Origin of the sequence: Nocardia sp. CDC153, assembly GCF_035818515.1 — a bacterium.
Taxonomy (GTDB): domain Bacteria; phylum Actinomycetota; class Actinomycetes; order Mycobacteriales; family Mycobacteriaceae; genus Nocardia.
In genome coordinates, this window is the sequence record NZ_JAYKYU010000002.1 from 944,907 (window position 1) to 960,779 (window position 15,873).

The 15,873-nt window shown below is 66.3% G+C and carries 15 protein-coding genes and 1 pseudogene; 8 read left to right on the top strand and 8 right to left on the bottom strand.

The features are described from left to right. Positions 1–68 precede the first annotated feature (68 nt). Entirely contained in the window at positions 69–536 is a 468-nt protein-coding gene (locus VMT65_RS12930; protein WP_326308377.1) for a hypothetical protein, read from the top strand. Between the two features lie 31 nt (positions 537–567). Here VMT65_RS12930 and VMT65_RS12935 read toward each other — a convergent pair whose 3' ends face one another. Together VMT65_RS12935 and VMT65_RS12940 are read right to left on the bottom strand one after the other, a co-directional pair. Next, complete coding sequence (locus VMT65_RS12935; RefSeq protein WP_326308378.1) at positions 568–1,335, bottom strand: DeoR/GlpR family DNA-binding transcription regulator; 768 nt, start codon at positions 1,333–1,335, stop codon at positions 568–570. 61 nt (positions 1,336–1,396) lie between these two features. Then, on the bottom strand, positions 1,397–3,367 hold the full coding sequence (locus tag VMT65_RS12940) for a PTS mannitol transporter subunit IICBA (protein ID WP_326308380.1): 1,971 nt from the start codon (positions 3,365–3,367) through the stop codon (positions 1,397–1,399). Between the two features lie 215 nt (positions 3,368–3,582). On the opposite strand from VMT65_RS12940, the gene VMT65_RS12945 reads away from it, so the two are divergent. From VMT65_RS12945 to VMT65_RS12955, 3 genes are all read left to right on the top strand, one after another. After that, positions 3,583–4,641, top strand: a complete 1,059-nt coding sequence (locus VMT65_RS12945; RefSeq protein ID WP_326308381.1) for a zinc-dependent dehydrogenase — start codon at positions 3,583–3,585, stop codon at positions 4,639–4,641. A gap of 74 nt (positions 4,642–4,715) precedes the next feature. Then, entirely contained in the window at positions 4,716–5,213 is a 498-nt protein-coding gene (locus VMT65_RS12950; RefSeq protein ID WP_326308382.1) for a hypothetical protein, read from the top strand. Between the two features lie 1,250 nt (positions 5,214–6,463). Next, positions 6,464–8,017, top strand: coding sequence for an MFS transporter (locus VMT65_RS12955; RefSeq protein WP_326308383.1), 1,554 nt, complete (start codon positions 6,464–6,466; stop codon positions 8,015–8,017). A gap of 46 nt (positions 8,018–8,063) precedes the next feature. Here VMT65_RS12955 and VMT65_RS38425 read toward each other — a convergent pair whose 3' ends face one another. Both VMT65_RS38425 and VMT65_RS12960 read right to left on the bottom strand, forming a co-directional pair. Continuing rightward, positions 8,064–8,363: an alpha/beta fold hydrolase gene (locus VMT65_RS38425; RefSeq protein ID WP_442790219.1), complete on the bottom strand. Its 300-nt coding sequence runs from the start codon at positions 8,361–8,363 to the stop codon at positions 8,064–8,066. 109 nt (positions 8,364–8,472) lie between these two features. After that, positions 8,473–9,432 carry an amidohydrolase family protein gene (locus tag VMT65_RS12960; RefSeq protein WP_326308384.1) on the bottom strand — a complete coding sequence of 320 codons (960 nt, stop codon included), beginning with the start codon at positions 9,430–9,432 and terminating at the stop codon, positions 8,473–8,475. A 135-nt stretch (positions 9,433–9,567) separates the two neighbouring features. Here VMT65_RS12960 and VMT65_RS12965 point away from each other — a divergent pair, with 135 nt between their 5' ends. After that, positions 9,568–10,602 (top strand): amidohydrolase family protein, encoded by a 1,035-nt coding sequence (locus VMT65_RS12965; protein ID WP_326308385.1) that lies wholly within the window; start codon positions 9,568–9,570, stop codon positions 10,600–10,602. A 9-nt stretch (positions 10,603–10,611) separates the two neighbouring features. Here the strand turns inward: VMT65_RS12965 and VMT65_RS12970 are convergent, their stop codons facing one another. Then, complete coding sequence (locus VMT65_RS12970; protein ID WP_326308386.1) at positions 10,612–11,280, bottom strand: TetR/AcrR family transcriptional regulator; 669 nt, start codon at positions 11,278–11,280, stop codon at positions 10,612–10,614. 222 nt (positions 11,281–11,502) lie between these two features. Here VMT65_RS12970 and VMT65_RS12975 point away from each other — a divergent pair, with 222 nt between their 5' ends. After that, entirely contained in the window at positions 11,503–12,687 is a 1,185-nt protein-coding gene (locus tag VMT65_RS12975; RefSeq protein WP_326308387.1) for a cytochrome P450, read from the top strand. Positions 12,688–12,698: 11 nt separating this feature from the next. Next, a complete protein-coding gene (locus VMT65_RS12980; protein WP_326308388.1) occupies positions 12,699–12,908 on the top strand; it encodes a ferredoxin in 210 nt (69 codons plus the stop codon). Positions 12,909–12,943: 35 nt separating this feature from the next. Here VMT65_RS12980 and VMT65_RS38430 read toward each other — a convergent pair. The 3 genes and pseudogenes from VMT65_RS38430 to VMT65_RS12990 all read right to left on the bottom strand — a co-directional run. Next, a pseudogene (locus VMT65_RS38430) lies at positions 12,944–13,102 on the bottom strand (hypothetical protein); the annotation flags it as partial. Further along, the gene (locus VMT65_RS12985) at positions 13,099–13,854 is read right to left on the bottom strand and encodes a hypothetical protein (RefSeq protein WP_326308389.1); all 756 of its coding nucleotides are present in this window, start codon (positions 13,852–13,854) and stop codon (positions 13,099–13,101) included. The gene VMT65_RS12985 and the pseudogene VMT65_RS38430, both read right to left, overlap by 4 nt. Positions 13,855–13,872: 18 nt before the next feature. Beyond that, positions 13,873–14,856: a hypothetical protein gene (locus VMT65_RS12990; RefSeq protein ID WP_326308390.1), complete on the bottom strand. Its 984-nt coding sequence runs from the start codon at positions 14,854–14,856 to the stop codon at positions 13,873–13,875. A gap of 120 nt (positions 14,857–14,976) precedes the next feature. On the opposite strand from VMT65_RS12990, the gene VMT65_RS12995 reads away from it, so the two are divergent. Next, complete coding sequence (locus VMT65_RS12995; RefSeq protein ID WP_326308391.1) at positions 14,977–15,708, top strand: LmeA family phospholipid-binding protein; 732 nt, start codon at positions 14,977–14,979, stop codon at positions 15,706–15,708. Positions 15,709–15,873: the final 165 nt, after the last annotated feature.

Here is a 15,873-nt window from a genome sequence, read left to right on the forward strand (position 1 = left end):
ATCCCGCGCCGACGCCCCCACCGGCGCGCTGTAACCGGGCTGTAAGCGCCCCTCCATAGCCTCGGACAATGATCAGGACGACAAGCCGGATCGGCGCGGTCCTCGCCGCCGTGGCCTGCGGCGCGCTCGGCGTGCCGACGCACGCCAGCGCGGACGACATACTCTGGTTCGAGACCCGGGACCAGGGCGTCGAATGCGTCATCACGGCCGCCGGTGACGAGGTCGAGTGTCTGGCCCACTATCCCGCGTTCACGGTCCCCGGTCGAGTTCCCGTCTGCGACAGCAGAAGCGGGTTCATCCCCGTCGTATCCGTCACCCTCTTCGCGGGCCAGGCCCCCACCGCCGCGAACGAATGCTTCGCCGCGGACCACCTCGGCGAGGACGTCCCTATCGCCCCGGGTCAGTTCGTCAACAGAAACCTGTTCATCTGCTACGGCACGGATACCGGTGACGTGCTGCTCGGCGTCCAATGCTCGTACGCGGGCAATCCGAGCTACGCCTTCGTGCTCGATCGCTATTCCTACTCCACGTCGTGAGCATCCGCTGGACAGTGGTCGGAGGTGGCCGTCAGGCGATCACCACGTCGATCTCGAACTGTTCCAACTCGTTTCGCAGTGGTGCGGGGAGCTCGGCGTCGGTGACCAGCACGTCGATATCGTCGAGGGTGGCGAAGCGGGCGAAGTCCTCACGGCCGAGTTTGCTGGAGTCGGTGACCACCACCACGCGGTGCGCGGTGGCGATCATGGCGTGTTTCACCGCGCCCTCGTCGGTGTCGGGCGTGGACAGCCCGTGGCCGGCGGTCAGGGCGTTGGTGCCGATGAAGGCGACATCCACTCGCAGCTCACCGAGTGCGTGCAGCGTCTGCGGCCCGACGGCCGCCTGCGTCAATCCGCGCACCCGCCCGCCGAGCAGATGCACCTGCACCCCGGGGTGCCCGGACAGCCGGGTCGCGATGGGCAGCGAGTTGGTGACCGTGACCAGCTCCCGGTCGGCGGGCAGCAGTGCCGCCACCCGCCCGGTGGTGGTGCCCGCGTCGAACAGCACGCTGCCGCCCGACGGGGGCAGGAACTCCAAGGCCGCCTTGGCGATTCGATCCTTTTCCGGGGAGCGGCTGTGCTCGCGTTCGGTGGTGCCCAGTTCCAGGGCGGTGAGGGCGGCGGCGGGCATCGCGCCGCCGTGCACCCGGCGCACCAGGCCCATGCGATCGAGCGCCGCCAGGTCGCGGCGCACGGTCTCGGCGGTGACGTCGTAGCGCTCGGCCAGCTCGGCGACCGACACCCGGCCGAGCCGCCCGACCAGCGTGGCAATGGCCTGCTGCCGCTCCTCGGCGTACATACCGTTCCTCCAAACCGATGGTCGCTCACGTTGTCTCGGGACTGAACATATTTCTTCCCGATCAGGCGCGGGCGTCCAGCACCTGCTTGATCTCGGCTCGCGTGCGCGCCGCCTGCAGGCGCCGCACCTGCTCCTGGTCGATGAACACCTGCGCGATCCGACCGAGCAGCGCGCGGTGCTCATCCCCCGCCCCGGCGATGCCGATGACGAATTCCACGGGCTTGCCGTTCCAGTCGATGGGCTCGGCATAGCGCACCAGCGACAGCCCGGCCCGGCGGATGCTGGACTTGGCCTCGTTGGTGCCGTGCGGGATCGCGAGCCCATTGCCCATATAGGTGGTGGTCAGGCGTTCCCGCTCGTGCATGGCCGGAATGTAGGACCGGTCCACCGCGCCCGCGGCGAGCAGCAGTTCACCCGCCTCGGTGATGGCGTCGGCGCTGGTGTCCGCCGCGCCCGCCAGCACGATCGAATCCAGCGGGAGCACGTCGATGCTCGGTTCCGGTTCCGCCACAGTGGATTCCGGGTCCGGGCCGGCGGCGTCGGCACGGGTCAACAACGCCACGATCTCGGCGTATTGCGGGCTGTTCATGAAGTCGTCGACCGAGATGTGCAGTGCCGACGGGGTTTTCGCGCGCGCCCGGTCGGTCAGATCGCGGTGGGTGACCACCAGGTCGTAGGTGTCGGTGAGATTCGAGATGGCCTTGTTGACCACGCTGACCTCGCCGAATCCGGCATCGCGAATCTTCTTGCGCAGCACCGACGCCCCCATGGCCGAGGAGCCCATACCCGCATCGCAGGCGAAGACGATGGTGGAGATGGACGGAACGGCCCCGGAGCCGTCGGATGCGCCGAGCAGGGCCGCGGCGGCGACCGACCGCTTGCCCTTCATGGCCTCCATGGTGGCGGTGGCCTGCGCCAAATCCAGTTCGCCGGAGGACCTGTCGGACTTCAACAGCACGGCGGCGACCAGGAACGACACCCCCGCGGCACCCAGCACCGACAGCGTGACCCCGATGTAGCTGCCGCTGGCCGTCTGCGCGTAGACCGAGATGATCGACCCGGGCGCGGCGGGCGCGCGCAGGCCGGATCCGAACACCACATTGACGAAGACGCCGACCATGCCGCCCGCGATGGTGGCCAGGATCAGCTTCGGCTTCATCAGCACGAACGGGAAGTAGACCTCGTGGATGCCGCCGATGAAGTGGATGATGGCCGCGCCGGGCGCCGAGCTCTTGGCCATGCCCTTGCCGAACATCCAGAACGCGATCAGCAGACCCAGACCCGGACCCGGATTGGCTTCCAGCAGAAACAGAATCGACTTGCCGTTCTGGGCGGCCTGGGTGGTGCCCAGCGGGGTGAGCACGCCGTGGTTGACCGCGTTGTTGAGGAACAGCACCTTGGCGGGCTCGATGAAGATCGAGGTGAGCGGCAGCAGCCCGTGGTCGACGAGGAAGTTCACCACATGGCTGGCCGCCCGGCTGAACGCCGAAACCACCGGTCCCACACCGAAGAAGCCGCCGGTGGCGAGGATCGCGCCCGCGATGCCCGCCGAGAAGTTGTCGACCAGCATCTCGAAGCCGGGACGAATCCTGCCCTCCCACAAGCCATCCAGCCGTTTGATCACCCAGCCGCCGAGCGGGCCCATGATCATCGCGCCCAGAAACATCGGCACATCGGCCCCGGCGATGACGCCCATGGTGGCGATCGCGCCGACCACCGCGCCGCGGGTGTCGTAAACGATTCTGCCGCCGGTGTATCCGATCAGGATGGGCAGCAGGTAGGTGATGGTCGGGCCGACGATGCCGCCGTGCGCGTAGTCGCCCCAGCCGCCGATGTGCGCGACCCAGCTGTGCTTGCCGAACATATCGCCGGTGAGGGAGGTGACCCAGCCCTTCTCGACGAACAGTGCCGTGAGCAGGCCCCAGGCGATGAACGCGCCGATGTTCGGCATGACCATGTTCGACAGGAATGAACCGGCCCGCTGCACGTGCACCCGTGTGCCGAGGCGAGGCTCCGGTGGAGAGATAGACATCGTGACGTACTTCCTCTGAGCAAGATCGAGAATATGTGACTCAGGCCACATCTCATGAAGTAGTAGACCGCAGAATCGGGCACGTTCGCAAGCAATCGGGCATAAATGGGCGCGAAAACGTGTGGCTTTGCGCCCGATTGGCGCTACCGTGAGGCGGAGGGCACGGGCCCGGCCAGCACGGGCACGGCCCCGGCCAGACATGTGGGAGGAAGACCATGAAGGCGTTGCGCTACTACGCACCCGAGGACGTCCGGCTCGAGGAGATCGCCGAACCCGACTGCGCCCCAGACGAGATCAAACTGCGGGTGCGCAACTGTTCGACCTGCGGCACCGACGTCAAGATCCGCCACAACGGGCATCAGAACCTCACCCCGCCGCGCACCCTCGGGCACGAGATCGCCGGGGAGATCGTGGAAGTCGGCGCGGCGGTGCGCGAACGCTTCGGCGGCGACTGGCGCGTCGGCGACCGCGCGCAGGTGATCGCCGCGGTGCCGTGCGGGGAATGCCACGAGTGCGGCAAGGGCTGGATGGCGGTGTGCCGCAATCAGACCTCGGTCGGCTACCAGTACGACGGCGGCTTCGCCGAATACATGATCGTGCCCGCCCAGGTGCTGAAGGTCAACGGCCTCAACCGGATTCCCGACACGGTCGGCTACGACGAGGCCTCGGCCGCCGAACCGTTCGCCTGCGCGATCAATGCCCAGGAATTGCTGGGGATCGAGCCGGGCGACACCGTGGTGATCTTCGGCGCGGGCCCGATCGGCTGCATGCACACCCGCATCGCGCGCGGCGTGCACGCCTGCGGCCCGGTCTATCTCATCGACGTCAATGCCGACCGGCTGAAGCTGTCGGCGCATGCCGTCCAGCCCGACGAGGTGATCAATGCCGCCGAAGTCGATGCCGTGCAACGAGTCCTGGAGCTGACCGGCGGCCGCGGCGCCGACGTCATCATCACCGCCACCGCCGCCAACATCACCCAGGAGCAGGCCATCGCCATGGCCGCCCGCAACGGCCGCATCTCCTTCTTCGGCGGCCTGCCCAAAACCGACCCCACCATCACCTGCGACTCCAACGTGGTGCACTACCGCCAACTGCACATCCACGGGGCCAACGGCTCAGCGCCCGAACACAATCGGCGCGCCCTCGACTACATCGCCACCGGACGGGTGCCGGTCCGCGACCTCATCACCCACCGCCTGCCCCTCGCGCAGGCGCTGGACGCCTTCGACATCGTGGAGCGCGGCGAGGCCATCAAGGTCACCATCGAACCCTGATAGTTCGGCGCCAGAGTGGGCAGTCTATCGACGGAAGACACGGAGGCGGGCGGTCATCGAAAGGAGAAGACGATATGAACCAACGGCTTTCGACGGTCGATCCCCAGTGGTCGGACTGGATGAGGGAAAAGGACAGCCTGTGGAAGTGCCCGACCGACCGGGTACTCGTGGGCCGCGAACATCGAGGCGACGAGAACGGAAAGACCAGATACCGGTACGCCCGGCTGGTGCTGGGCGAGGGCAAGGACGCGGTCACCGCCAAAGTCACCCAGGGCGAATGGAGCAGCCCGATCCGTGAGTCCGGAGGCAGATTCGTCGCCGAAGACGACCGCGTGCTGATCGGCCGCGAGCACCAGGGCGACGAATCCGGTGTCACCCGATACCTCGTCGGCACCGTCACCATCAACGACCAAACGGTGTCATTCACCGACACCGGCTGGTCGGAATCGATGCCCGAGTCGGAAAGCCAACTCGTGGCCCGCGACGGCGAGGTCATGATCGGCCGCGCCCACTCCGGCGACGAAAACGGTGCCACACAACACCAGAACGCCGCACCCCACCTCCCGGACTGACCTCGACCGCGGAACAGTCCGCCCCGATACGGACCTGGCAGAGACCATATGGCGTAGGGTCGAATCAACGAAGTCGTCGAGGCTTCCAAACAAAGGACCAACCAGTTGTCCGATAAATCTCCGCGTAGCAAGATGTCCAAGGCTCAGGGCAAGTCCCTGAAGGAGAAACGAGCGGAGCGGAAAGCCAAACCAGCCAACCCGCATACCGGGACCGAAGGCTTCGATAACAAGAGCAAGAAGCATCGCTGACCCGACAGACCGCCGAGGACGGGCCAGCGCAGGAGCAGGGCCGGAAGGGCCCCAAGCCGCGCTATCTGATTCCGCGCGAAGAGTTTTCGTGAAGAGCTTCGCACCGAGGCCGGTGCGAAGCTCTTTCGCATGACGCGGGTCGAATGCCAACCCAGGCACGACCATCCGAACACACCAACGACATCCGCCAATAGACTCGGAGCACATCCATGAGCCACCCACACACCGCTGAGCCTCGGCTATTCAGTCACGAGGAATCCGCCATCATCAGCGCACCCACCACTACCTCCACCGCCCCCCGACCGACATTTCTCGCTGCGCCCGCCCCGAAAGACACCAAAAACGGCTCGCGATCACGCCCGTAATCGCCTGGCGCATCGCTGACCGTCCCACTCACGGTGGCCGAGACCGCGTGGTGCCTCCTCGCCTCCACACTCGGGGCTGAGTTCAGCAGTTCACAAACCGCCGACCTGCGGGAACGGCTAACCCTTTTCATCATGTCGTAGAACCCCCAAGATCATGCGCTGACCTAGCGGTCTTGAGGGTTCTCCTATCCTGACTTGCGATTTCACGATCCCGACGCTGCCCATCACGTCCGGCCGAGACCCTTCGTTTCCCACCATTCGGGCCGCAAAATGGCACTGGAATTCCCACTGCATCCCACCGGTTCCGCCCTGCCGACTATCCGCCGATATACCCGGGACTCCGTCCGACCGCCGCGGCGGCACGCGACCTGCGACCTCTTCGTTGCCGGTGGTAGATCTCGGTCGCGGCGACCACGACGAGCCCGAGGGGCAACAGTGCTGTTCACATGGGGCGTTGCGCTCTACATCCGACATTGACGTACCTCTACTGTGGCAAGTGTCATTGATGATGGCTTCGCCATAAGCCTTGACCGACTGCATCTTCATGATTGACGATATCGTCAATCAATCGGCTGGTGTCGAACCCGCGATCGATCAGGTCGCCGGCGGCTCGAACGCACAAGATCAGGAGGAGACATGGGCGAATCCGTGGCGAACCCGCCGGTCGGCACCGACCCGACGGCGGTGGGGAATCGAGCCGGGCGGGCCGGAACCGGAGGCATTCTGACGGCGATGTGCACCTGCCTGGTGCTCGTGGTCGCCTCGGTGTCGGCGATCAACCTGGCCATGCCCGACCTGGCCGTCGACTTGTCGGCCTCGACCACGTCGCTGACGTGGATCGCGGACGCCTACACCGTCGCGCTGGCCGCGTTCGTGCTGCCGATCGGTGCGCTCGGCGACCGGTTCGGGCGCCGTGATGTCTTGATCGGCGGCACCGCGGTCTTCGCGATCGGTTCGGCCGCCGCCGCGTTCGCCGACTCGACCCACACACTGATCGCCTGGCGGGTGGTCATGGGCGTCGGCGCGGCGATGATCATGCCGGGCACATTGTCAACCATCACCGCGGTGTTCCCGGCCGAGCGGCGCGACCGCGGGGTCGCGATCTGGTCCGGATTCGCCGCCGCGGGGGCGATCCTCGGCATGCTCGCGGCCGGGTTGCTGCTGGAGGTTTGGAGTTGGCGTTCGATCTTCGTGGCCAGCGCGGTCGTGGCGGTGATCGGCGGGCTGCTGGCGCTGCTCCTGGTGCCCAACACCCGTGACGAGGAGGGGCACCCCCTCGACCACCTCGGCGCGTACACGAGCGCGGTCGCGATCGGCGCGCTCGTCTACGGCATCATCGAGGGCAGCGATGCCGGGTGGACCAGCCATCGAGTGATGGGCAGCTTCGCTGTTTCCGTTGCGGCGCTGGCGCTTTACGCGGCGCTCGGGTTCCGCAACAAGCACGCGCTGCTCGATCCGCGACTGTTCGGCATTCCCGGTTTCCGGGCCGGGGCGGCCACCGTTCTCGTTCAGTTCTTGGCCGTATTCGGCTTCTTCTTCGTCGGTCTGCAGTATCTGCAGCTGATCCTCGGTTACAGCGCGTTGAAGAGCGCTGTCGCGCTGGTCCCGATCGCGTTGGTGGTCATGCCGGTCAGCGTGCTGACTCCCCGGCTGATCGATCGGGCAGGGATCAAAGCGGTCATGAGTGTGGGTCTGCTGCTACTCGGTGGCGGCATATACGCGCTGTCCTTCCTGCATGTGGACTCCGGCTACGTGCCCTTCCTCGGCGGGCTCGTGCTCGCCGGGCTCGGCGTGGGCATGACCAGTGCGGTGGGCACGTCGGTCATCGTCGGATCATTGCGCGCCGAACAGCAGGGCGTCGCGTCGGCCATGAACGACGCCACCCGTGAGGTCGGCTCGGCGATCGGCATCGCCCTGATGGGTTCGGTGTTCTCGAGCCACTACAAGTCGTCGCTCCCTTCGTTGGATCAGCTGCCGCCCGCGGCCGCGCACGCGGTCGAATCCTCCGCCGCCGCAGGGTTGCAGGCCGCCTCGCTGCTCGGTCCGAAAGGCGAGCCATTGACCGCGGCCGTTCGCTCGGCCTTCATCGACGGCCTGTCGGCCTCGTTGGTCGTCGTGGCGATCATCGTTGGGGTCGCCGCCCTGGGCGCGCTGCTCGACGCACCTCGAACCCAAGCTCCCCCGCGGTAACCACCGAGCATTCGGTCGAAAGAGTTCCCGTGCACACCAACGCTTTTCAGGGGATGGCTCGTGCTCGGCATCGAATCCGCGCACGCGTTGCGGATGTTTGAGGATGAATTGGGCCGCGCGCGAGCGCCGGTGACGCGCCGTACCCAGGGCGGTCCACCGCCAGCACATCAAAGCCCGCACCTGCGGCTCGGTCCACCAGGTCGGCTCCGCAGACCTGGAAGTACTCGCGCGTGTAGCCGCCTCCATGCAGAAGGACGAGGAGCGGACGTGGCTCCTGTCGCTCGTCAGCCCGCGCGGACATGTAGGTAGCGGCGCATGCGGACTGCAGGGCAGGTCGGATCCCCATTATCGATTTTCCTCATCCCTGGGGCATTTGGGCCTATCCGCTGGAACCTCCGAACGAGTTGCCTCGGCGGTATTCACGATGCGGTTTCCGGTGCGGCTGCGTGCGGGGATCACAACCGGGGGAACAGCTCTAAAGCGTTGTCGCGGAGCATGAGTCGGTGTTCGGCGGGATTCAATACCGTGGTCGCGGCGAGTGCCTGGGCGAGGCCCTGCACCGCCCAGTCCGGGGTGAAGGGGAAGTCGCTGCCGTAGAGCAGGCGGTCGGGGCCGACGAGTTGCAGCAGGGCGGGCAAGGCGCGCGGTAGCGCGAATCCGGCTACGTCGTAATGCATTCGGCCCAGTGCGGCGAGGACGTCCACGGGTGAGCCGGGCGAGTCGAGCATGGCGAAGCCGGCGATGCGGTCGGCCAGTACCGGCAGTGCGGCGCCGGTGTGCGGCACGATGAATCGAATATTCGGGTAGCGCTCGGTGACGCGGTCGAGGATGAGTTGGGCGACGGTTCGGGTGGTGTCGAAGAGGAACTCGATCATGGGCCGGGGGCGGCCCAGGCTGGTGTGCTGCCAGCAGGCCGGTGAGGTGGGGTGCAGGTGGACGACGGCGTGACGGCGATCCAGTTCCGCCAGTAGCGGTGCGAAGGCCGGATCTCCGAGATACGTTCCGCCGTAGTTGGTTTCGAGGGCGACACCGTCGGCGGCCAGTTCGTCGAAGGCGTGGGCGACCTCGGCGATCGCCGCGTCGACGTCGGGCAGGGGGACGGAGGCCAGTAGTCCGAAGCGGGTCGGGTGGTCGCGAACCAGTTGTGCGCCTTCCTCGTTCACCGATCGCGCGAGCTCGCGGGTTGCGCGCGGATCCTCGAGCAATACGCCCGGCGAGGACACCGACAGCAGCGCGACCGCAACGCCGGTGCGATCCATCAGTTCCAGCGCTGCGGTAGCGCTCCATTCGGGCAGGGCCGGCATGCCGTCGGGTTGGCCGTGCCCGGCGGCCACGAGCGCCTGCCGCAGCCGGGGCGTGAGGAAGTGCGCGTGCACATCGATGGCGCCGGGCAGCGGTAGGGCCGAGTCTGACATGACGGTTTCCGGCACGCGGATGTCTCCTCTGCGGCAGTGGAGTATTCGGAGGCGAAACCCCTTGTCTGACGATATCGTCATCCAAGAGGATTGCGTCAGTCAAGAGGCGGCCCACAAACCCGAGCAGGAGATCAGATGATCGGTCGTAGAACGCTGCTGGCCGCGGCCGGCCTGGTGCCGACTGTCGCGTTGACAGGGACCAATGTCGAGGCCAAGGCGGAGGAACAGGCTCCCGCAGCAGGCGGGTTGATCGACCTGCATTCTCACTTCCTGCCCGACTTTTATGTCGATGAGGCTCGCCGGGCCGGTATCGCCTTCCCCGATGGCATGCCGTTCTGGCCGTCATGGTCCGTCGAATCACACCTGGCGATGATGGACGCCACCGGTATCGATCGAGCTGTCCTGTCGATCTCGTCTCCCGGGGTGCATTTCGGCGACGCGGCCGCAGCGGCAGCGCTGGCTCGACGAGTCAACGACTTCGCCGCTCACGTAGCGGCCGAGCACCCGGGCCGATTCGGAAATTTTGCCGCATTGCCACTTCCGGATATCGCGGCATCGGTCGCCGAGGCGGTCCGAGCGCTGGATGAACTCCACGCCGACGGGGTGACTCTGCTCTCCAACGCCGCGGGTACATACCTCGGCAACCTCACCCTCGCCCCTCTGCTCACGGTCCTGAATGACAGATCGGCGCGGGTCTTCGTTCATCCAACCTCGCCGCCGAACGCGAACGTGGTGAACCTCGGCCGGCCCGCACCACTGGTCGAGTTCCTGTTCGACAGCGCCAGAACCGCAGTGGATCTCGTGGCGACGGGACAGTTGCAGCGGTTTCCGCGTATTCGATGGATATTCAGCCACGGCGGGGGTGTGATGCCTCTCGTCGCCGACCGCGTCGACTACTTCCGTAACCAAGCCGGTCTCGACAAGGTCAGCGAAGGCGCAGTGAGTTCCTTTCAGAAATTCTGGTACGACACGGCCGGTACCCCACTCCCGCGTCAGCTCCCCGCCTTGACAAGCCTGGTCGGAACCGAGCAAGTCGTGTACGGCAGCGACTACTGCTTCACCTCCCCCGCAGCCGCAGGGGAACAAGCAAACTCCCTCCGCAATGCCGGTGAAGCCAGCGATTGGGCAACGCTGACTACCGCCAATGCCACGCGCCTGTTGACCTCATAGCGGCCGTGCTCAGGACCATTCGCCGAGAGCGTCGCGCATGACCTCGACCGCAGTGGTCACCTCGAGGGTGGGATCGAGCTTCGCGGCGGCGTGGATAGCGGCCAGGGTCAGTTCGAGGACGCAGTCGACCATCGATTCCACCTCGAACGGCTCGCCGTTGCGCAGCCAGTAGACGGTGGCCTGGTCGAGCGCGCCGATGCTGGACCGCAGCATCATCCGCACGGCGGCGTTGCCCGGATCGAGTCCGACCGCTGGAGCCCATTGCTCGATCACCCGCCAGCGCCCCACTTCGAATGCGTCCCAGGTCTCCTGGTCGGACCCCTGTCCGCCCAGCACCAAACGCAGCGCGAACCCGCGGTGCGCGGCGAGATAGCGCAGGTGAGCAGCCAATCCGGCGCGGATTCGGCGCGGGAGGGGAAGGGCGGAATCCGCGGTTGGCACACCGACGAGGATGTTGGACGCCTCGCGCATGGCTTCCAGATAGATGCCGCGCTTGTTGCCGAAGTGATGGAAGACCAGCCCGTGGGCGACCCCGGCCGCCTTGGCGATATCGGCGACGGCGACATCCTCGTAGCTCTGCTCGGAGAACAGCTCGACCGCGGCATCGATGAGACGTCGACGGGTCTCGGCTGCCCGCTCCGCGCGAGTCGCACCTCCCCGCGCTGCCGCTGCGGCCACCGGAACCCCTTCCTTCGACGGTCCACCTACTCCGATACTGCTGCCCAGCCAGGGCGAACCACAAATTGATTATGAGTCATTGACTCAAAGTCAGCTACAGCGCTAGCCTCGGAGTCATCGCTCAGGCGATTCACCTCCACCACCACTCAGGCCGCCCGCGCTCGTCGGGCGAAGCCGTACCTGCCACGCCGGACGAGAGTCTCCGGCGTCCGAGGAGTTTCGATGCGTCACCGCGTTGCCACCCCCACCTATCAGCCCGACCTGTATTCGCGGGCGGCCATCCTCGACCCGTACCCGCACTACACGCGATTGAGAGAGCTGGGTCCGGTGGTGTGGCTGGCCAAGCAGCGCGCCTACGCGTTGCCTCGATATGCCGAATGCAAAGCCGCGCTGCGCGATGACGACACCTTCATCTCGGGCGCGGGTGTCGCACTCAACCCGGTGGCAAACCGTCTCTCGCGCGGGACCACGCTCAACAGCGATGGCGAAGACCACCGCCGTCGCCGGAAACTGCTGGCGCAGCACATGACTCCCAAGTCGCTGCGCACGATGCGCGACGCCGTCGACCAGCAGGCGGTCGCCGCGGTCGAAACGGCGATGGCGAGCGGCTTGGTCGACGGCGTCGAACTGGCCACCGCCTTGCCGATGTCGGTCGTCCCGGATCTGATCGGATGGCCGGCCGACGGCCGCGAACATCTGCTGCGTTGGGCCGCAGCGACATTCGACGCGCTGGGTCCCCTCAACGGCCGGACGCTGCGCACCTCCCCCGCGAGCATCGAGATGATGCGCTACACCCGCCGACTCGCCCGTGACGCGGACTTGCGGCCCGAGAGCCTGGGAGCGGAGGTGCTGCAGGCGACCGAAGAGGGCACGTTGTCCAAGGCGGAGTGCCCGGCCCTGCTGATCGATTACCTCGCACCCTCACTGGACACCACGATCAGTGCGATCTCGAGTGCCCTACATCTGTTCGCGACCCACCCCGAGCAGTGGCAGCTGCTGCGCTCGGATCCGGGTCTGATCCCCAACGCGGTGAACGAGGTGGTTCGCCACCAGTCTCCGCTCCGTGCGTTCTCCCGCAAGGCCATTCGCCAGACAGAGCTGGGGGGCACCACGATCCCGGCCGACGCCAGGGTGGTGGTGATCTACTCCTCCGCCAACCGCGACCCACGCGAGTGGGAGGACCCCGACACCTTCGACATCCGCCGCGACGCCTCCCGCCAGATCGGATTCGGGCACGGCACCCACGGCTGCGCCGGGCAGGGCCTGGCCCGCCTGGAAACCCAGGCCATGCTCCAGGCACTGACCGACCGCGTCGCCCGCATCGAAGTCGCCGGAGCCCCCGAACGGGCAGTGAACAACATCATCCACCGCTTCGAACGCCTTCCCCTGCACCTGATCCCGGCCTGAAGGACACCGCGATGAGAATCTCCGTCGACCGTTCCCGATGCGAAGGCCACGGCCTGTGCACACAGCAGGCGCCCGCCGTATTCAGCCTCGACGACAACGCGGAACTGAATCACCGATTCGAAGACACCGACATCCCCGCCGAACACCTCCCCGCAGCCCAGGCCGGCATCGGTTCATGCCCGGTGGCAGCCCTGCGAACATCCTTCGAGCCGTATCGCTGATACACCACCGGGCGCGACACCGCGGCGGCGCGCGCGATGTCCTCGATGGTGACGCCGTCGAAGCCACGCTCGGTGAACAACTTCTCGGCGATATCGAGCAGCTGTGCCTTCCGTTGGGATGCCGAAAGCCTGACGCGCTTGGAGCATTCGGCATGCGCGGACGGGGCGGACCCGGTTGCGGGAGGTGATGTCACAGGGTGTCGCGGACCTTCTGCACCGCTTGGCCGAACAGATTCTCGAACGTCGACTCGTCGACCTGCTGGCCCGTCAGATTCTGCGAATGCAGTGCGACGGTGAGTCCGTCGATGACCGCGTAAGCGGTGTAGGAGCTGGTCGGCATCGACTGGTCACCGACCTGGGATTGTGAGGTCGTGCGGTAGGCCAGCGCACCGGTTCCGTTCACGCCGTCGGGCAGCGGCAGCGTTTCGATGGTCACCGTGGTGTTGGTGAGCTGCTTGCCCAGAACCGCGGTGGTGAGCGTCATCTGACCGCAGCGGGTGATGACGTCGGAGATCTTGCCGAGGTCGGCGGCGGTCTTGGAGATCACCTCGGTGAACACCGTGCCGTCGGCCTGCTGCGCGCCGGTGAAGGACGCGTTCTGCATCAGCTGTTGCAATTGGTTGGCCAGATCCTGTTGCGCGCCTACGCATTCGGCGGGTGTTACGGTGACCGGTCCCGGGGTGTTCTTGTTGTCGGGCGCGCCGGTGGAATTGCCGAAGCCCGCCACCACCGACTCCTTGGGTAGCTCGATCTTCAGTGCCCCGGTGGGGAATTCGTTCGAGCTGAGCAGCAGGTGATCGCTGGAGGTGCGCGCGGAGGAGGCAGTGGCGGTCGAGGTTCCGGCGGCTTGTTTGTCGTTTCCACCGTCGTTTCCACCGCATCCGGTGGCGAGCAGGGTCAGGGTCGCGAGAGCGGCTGTCGCGCGAACTGTTGTCCACGTGGTCATGTTCGTCGATCCCTTCCGTCAGCGGTTGGCGTCGAACTTCTCGGTTCCCAGCACCAGGCGAAGCCCTGCGATGCCGGAATGTGCTCGGGCGTAAGCGAGTTCACGGGAGATGTCGCCGACGTTGTTGACGATCGGCAGCGCGACGCCCAGGGTCGAGAGGGTGCCGAGAGCGCGGCCGTCGTGGTCGAGAAGCGCGCTGCCGCTGTCGCCGGGGATGCCCGGGGTGGGCGAGTGGTACTCGTGTGTCCAGCCAGCGGTCGCGGGATCGTCGGCCAGGCTTTCACCGGTCTGCGGTGACAGGCCCGCGATGCCGCCGCGCAGGCTGGAGTTGCCGTAGCTGTAGACGCGATCGCCGTTACCGGTTCCGCCGGTGTTGATGCCGACCGGACCACCCCAGTACGGCAGGCTCGGATTCACCTTGGCGAGGTCGGAATCGGCGATCTTGATGAGCGCGAAATCGTTGTAGGCGCAGACGTTTTGGTCTTTCTCGCCGTCCTGCTGCATGGCCAGCCAGCTGCTGTAGACGAGTTGTCCGCTTCCGATGGTGGCACCATGGTCCATCGGCGAGCCCTGACGGTTGAAGGTGACGGCGGTACCGACCGGGAGGCTCCCGGCGCTGCACCCGTTGGTCTGGTCGGACTTCCCGGTGGTCGCGCAGTGCGCGGCCTGCCCGAGGTAGACGTTTCCGGCGTCATCGGTGAACACGTAGTTGGAGGTGCACTGACCAGCGCCCTCGGTATAGGTCTGCGTTCCCGGCGTGATGGTCGCCGCGGCGGCCGCCGCCCACGATCGACCGGCCTTGTCCGCGGCCACCGTCGCCTGATCGGCATCGCCGTCGGCGTGCTTCGCGGTGGTGGAGGACAAGGCCCCGGAACTGGACACCGAGCTCGACGGAGCCGAGCTGTCATCACTGGATCCACTACATCCGGCGACCAGAGAACCCGTCGCGGCAACGAGCGCGAGGGTCGCGGGTATCAGGATCACGCGACGCAGGGCTTGCATGGGGAGTCCTTTCGACGTGGCTCAATCCATATTGACGATATCGTCAGTTACGTCGATATACTCAGTCAAGAGTCATGACGAAAACGTCATAACAAGTCGACATCACAGAAGGGCCTGCCCATGAGCGATATCCAGCCCGAGCCCGCGCAGACCACCACCCTTGGCCCCGACCGCCGAAAACGCCGCCTGCCCACGGCAGTCGCGATCCTCGGAGTGGTGGTTGTGGTGGCCGTGGCCGGCACGGCCGCCGCCGAGATCTATTACCGGCACCGGGTCGAAGGCTGCGTCGCCGCGCAGACCGAACAGCAACTGGGCGACGATGTCTCGGTCGGTTTCGGGCTGCGCCCGCTGCTGCTCACGCGACTCGACAACCGCATCCCCACCCTCACCGTCGACACCGACAACGCGCATTTCGGCCCGGCCATCAATATGACCGTGCACGCCCGCCTGAACGACATCCACTTGCAGGACAGCGGCCGAACCGCCAACATCGGCAGCACGAGCGCCGAGGCCATCTGGAGCGACCAGGCGATCGCGCAGACGCTGCACGGCCTGGCATCCGACGTCACATCGAACTCCGGCACGGGCACCGTCAGCATGACCGTCCTCGGCGGCCTGGCCCACTTCGAAGTTCGCCCACAGGTCGTCGACCACACGATCCAGATCGACACCGTCTCCAGCCGCGGCCTGCCGAGCGGGCTGGTCGACCAGATCATGGGCGTGCTCACCCAAAGCCTGCAGACCCTGCCGCTGGATACGAAGGCCGACAGCCTGACGGTGACCAACACCGGAATCACTGTGCAGCTCAGTGGCGGTCAGACCACCTTGCACGGCAGCGGCGATTCCTGTTGATACAGACACACCGATCCTCTCGCCGTCATGAGATCTCGGGAACCTGTTGCGATGTAACCTCGGGGGTCAATCGGTTCCCGAGTTCGACGCCGTCGATTTCGAGGCCAAGGCGAGAAGATAGCGGGACATGCGATTCCTCCTACCCAGACTTCGACAAGGGGTCCA

What these genes read in the sequence shown, in the direction of transcription:
- VMT65_RS12930 (WP_326308377.1), top strand. Translation starts at nt 69, where the DNA reads ATGATCAGGACGACAAGCCGGATCGGCGCGGTCCTCGCCGCCGTGGCC.
- VMT65_RS12935 (WP_326308378.1), bottom strand. Translation starts at nt 1,335, where the DNA reads ATGTACGCCGAGGAGCGGCAGCAGGCCATTGCCACGCTGGTCGGGCGG.
- VMT65_RS12940 (WP_326308380.1), bottom strand. Translation starts at nt 3,367, where the DNA reads ATGTCTATCTCTCCACCGGAGCCTCGCCTCGGCACACGGGTGCACGTG.
- VMT65_RS12945 (WP_326308381.1), top strand. Translation starts at nt 3,583, where the DNA reads ATGAAGGCGTTGCGCTACTACGCACCCGAGGACGTCCGGCTCGAGGAG.
- VMT65_RS12950 (WP_326308382.1), top strand. Translation starts at nt 4,716, where the DNA reads ATGAACCAACGGCTTTCGACGGTCGATCCCCAGTGGTCGGACTGGATG.
- VMT65_RS12955 (WP_326308383.1), top strand. Translation starts at nt 6,464, where the DNA reads ATGGGCGAATCCGTGGCGAACCCGCCGGTCGGCACCGACCCGACGGCG.
- VMT65_RS38425 (WP_442790219.1), bottom strand. Translation starts at nt 8,363, where the DNA reads ATGGGGATCCGACCTGCCCTGCAGTCCGCATGCGCCGCTACCTACATG.
- VMT65_RS12960 (WP_326308384.1), bottom strand. Translation starts at nt 9,432, where the DNA reads ATGTCAGACTCGGCCCTACCGCTGCCCGGCGCCATCGATGTGCACGCG.
- VMT65_RS12965 (WP_326308385.1), top strand. Translation starts at nt 9,568, where the DNA reads ATGATCGGTCGTAGAACGCTGCTGGCCGCGGCCGGCCTGGTGCCGACT.
- VMT65_RS12975 (WP_326308387.1), top strand. Translation starts at nt 11,503, where the DNA reads ATGCGTCACCGCGTTGCCACCCCCACCTATCAGCCCGACCTGTATTCG.
- VMT65_RS12980 (WP_326308388.1), top strand. Translation starts at nt 12,699, where the DNA reads ATGAGAATCTCCGTCGACCGTTCCCGATGCGAAGGCCACGGCCTGTGC.
- VMT65_RS12985 (WP_326308389.1), bottom strand. Translation starts at nt 13,854, where the DNA reads ATGACCACGTGGACAACAGTTCGCGCGACAGCCGCTCTCGCGACCCTG.
- VMT65_RS12990 (WP_326308390.1), bottom strand. Translation starts at nt 14,856, where the DNA reads ATGCAAGCCCTGCGTCGCGTGATCCTGATACCCGCGACCCTCGCGCTC.
- VMT65_RS12995 (WP_326308391.1), top strand. Translation starts at nt 14,977, where the DNA reads ATGAGCGATATCCAGCCCGAGCCCGCGCAGACCACCACCCTTGGCCCC.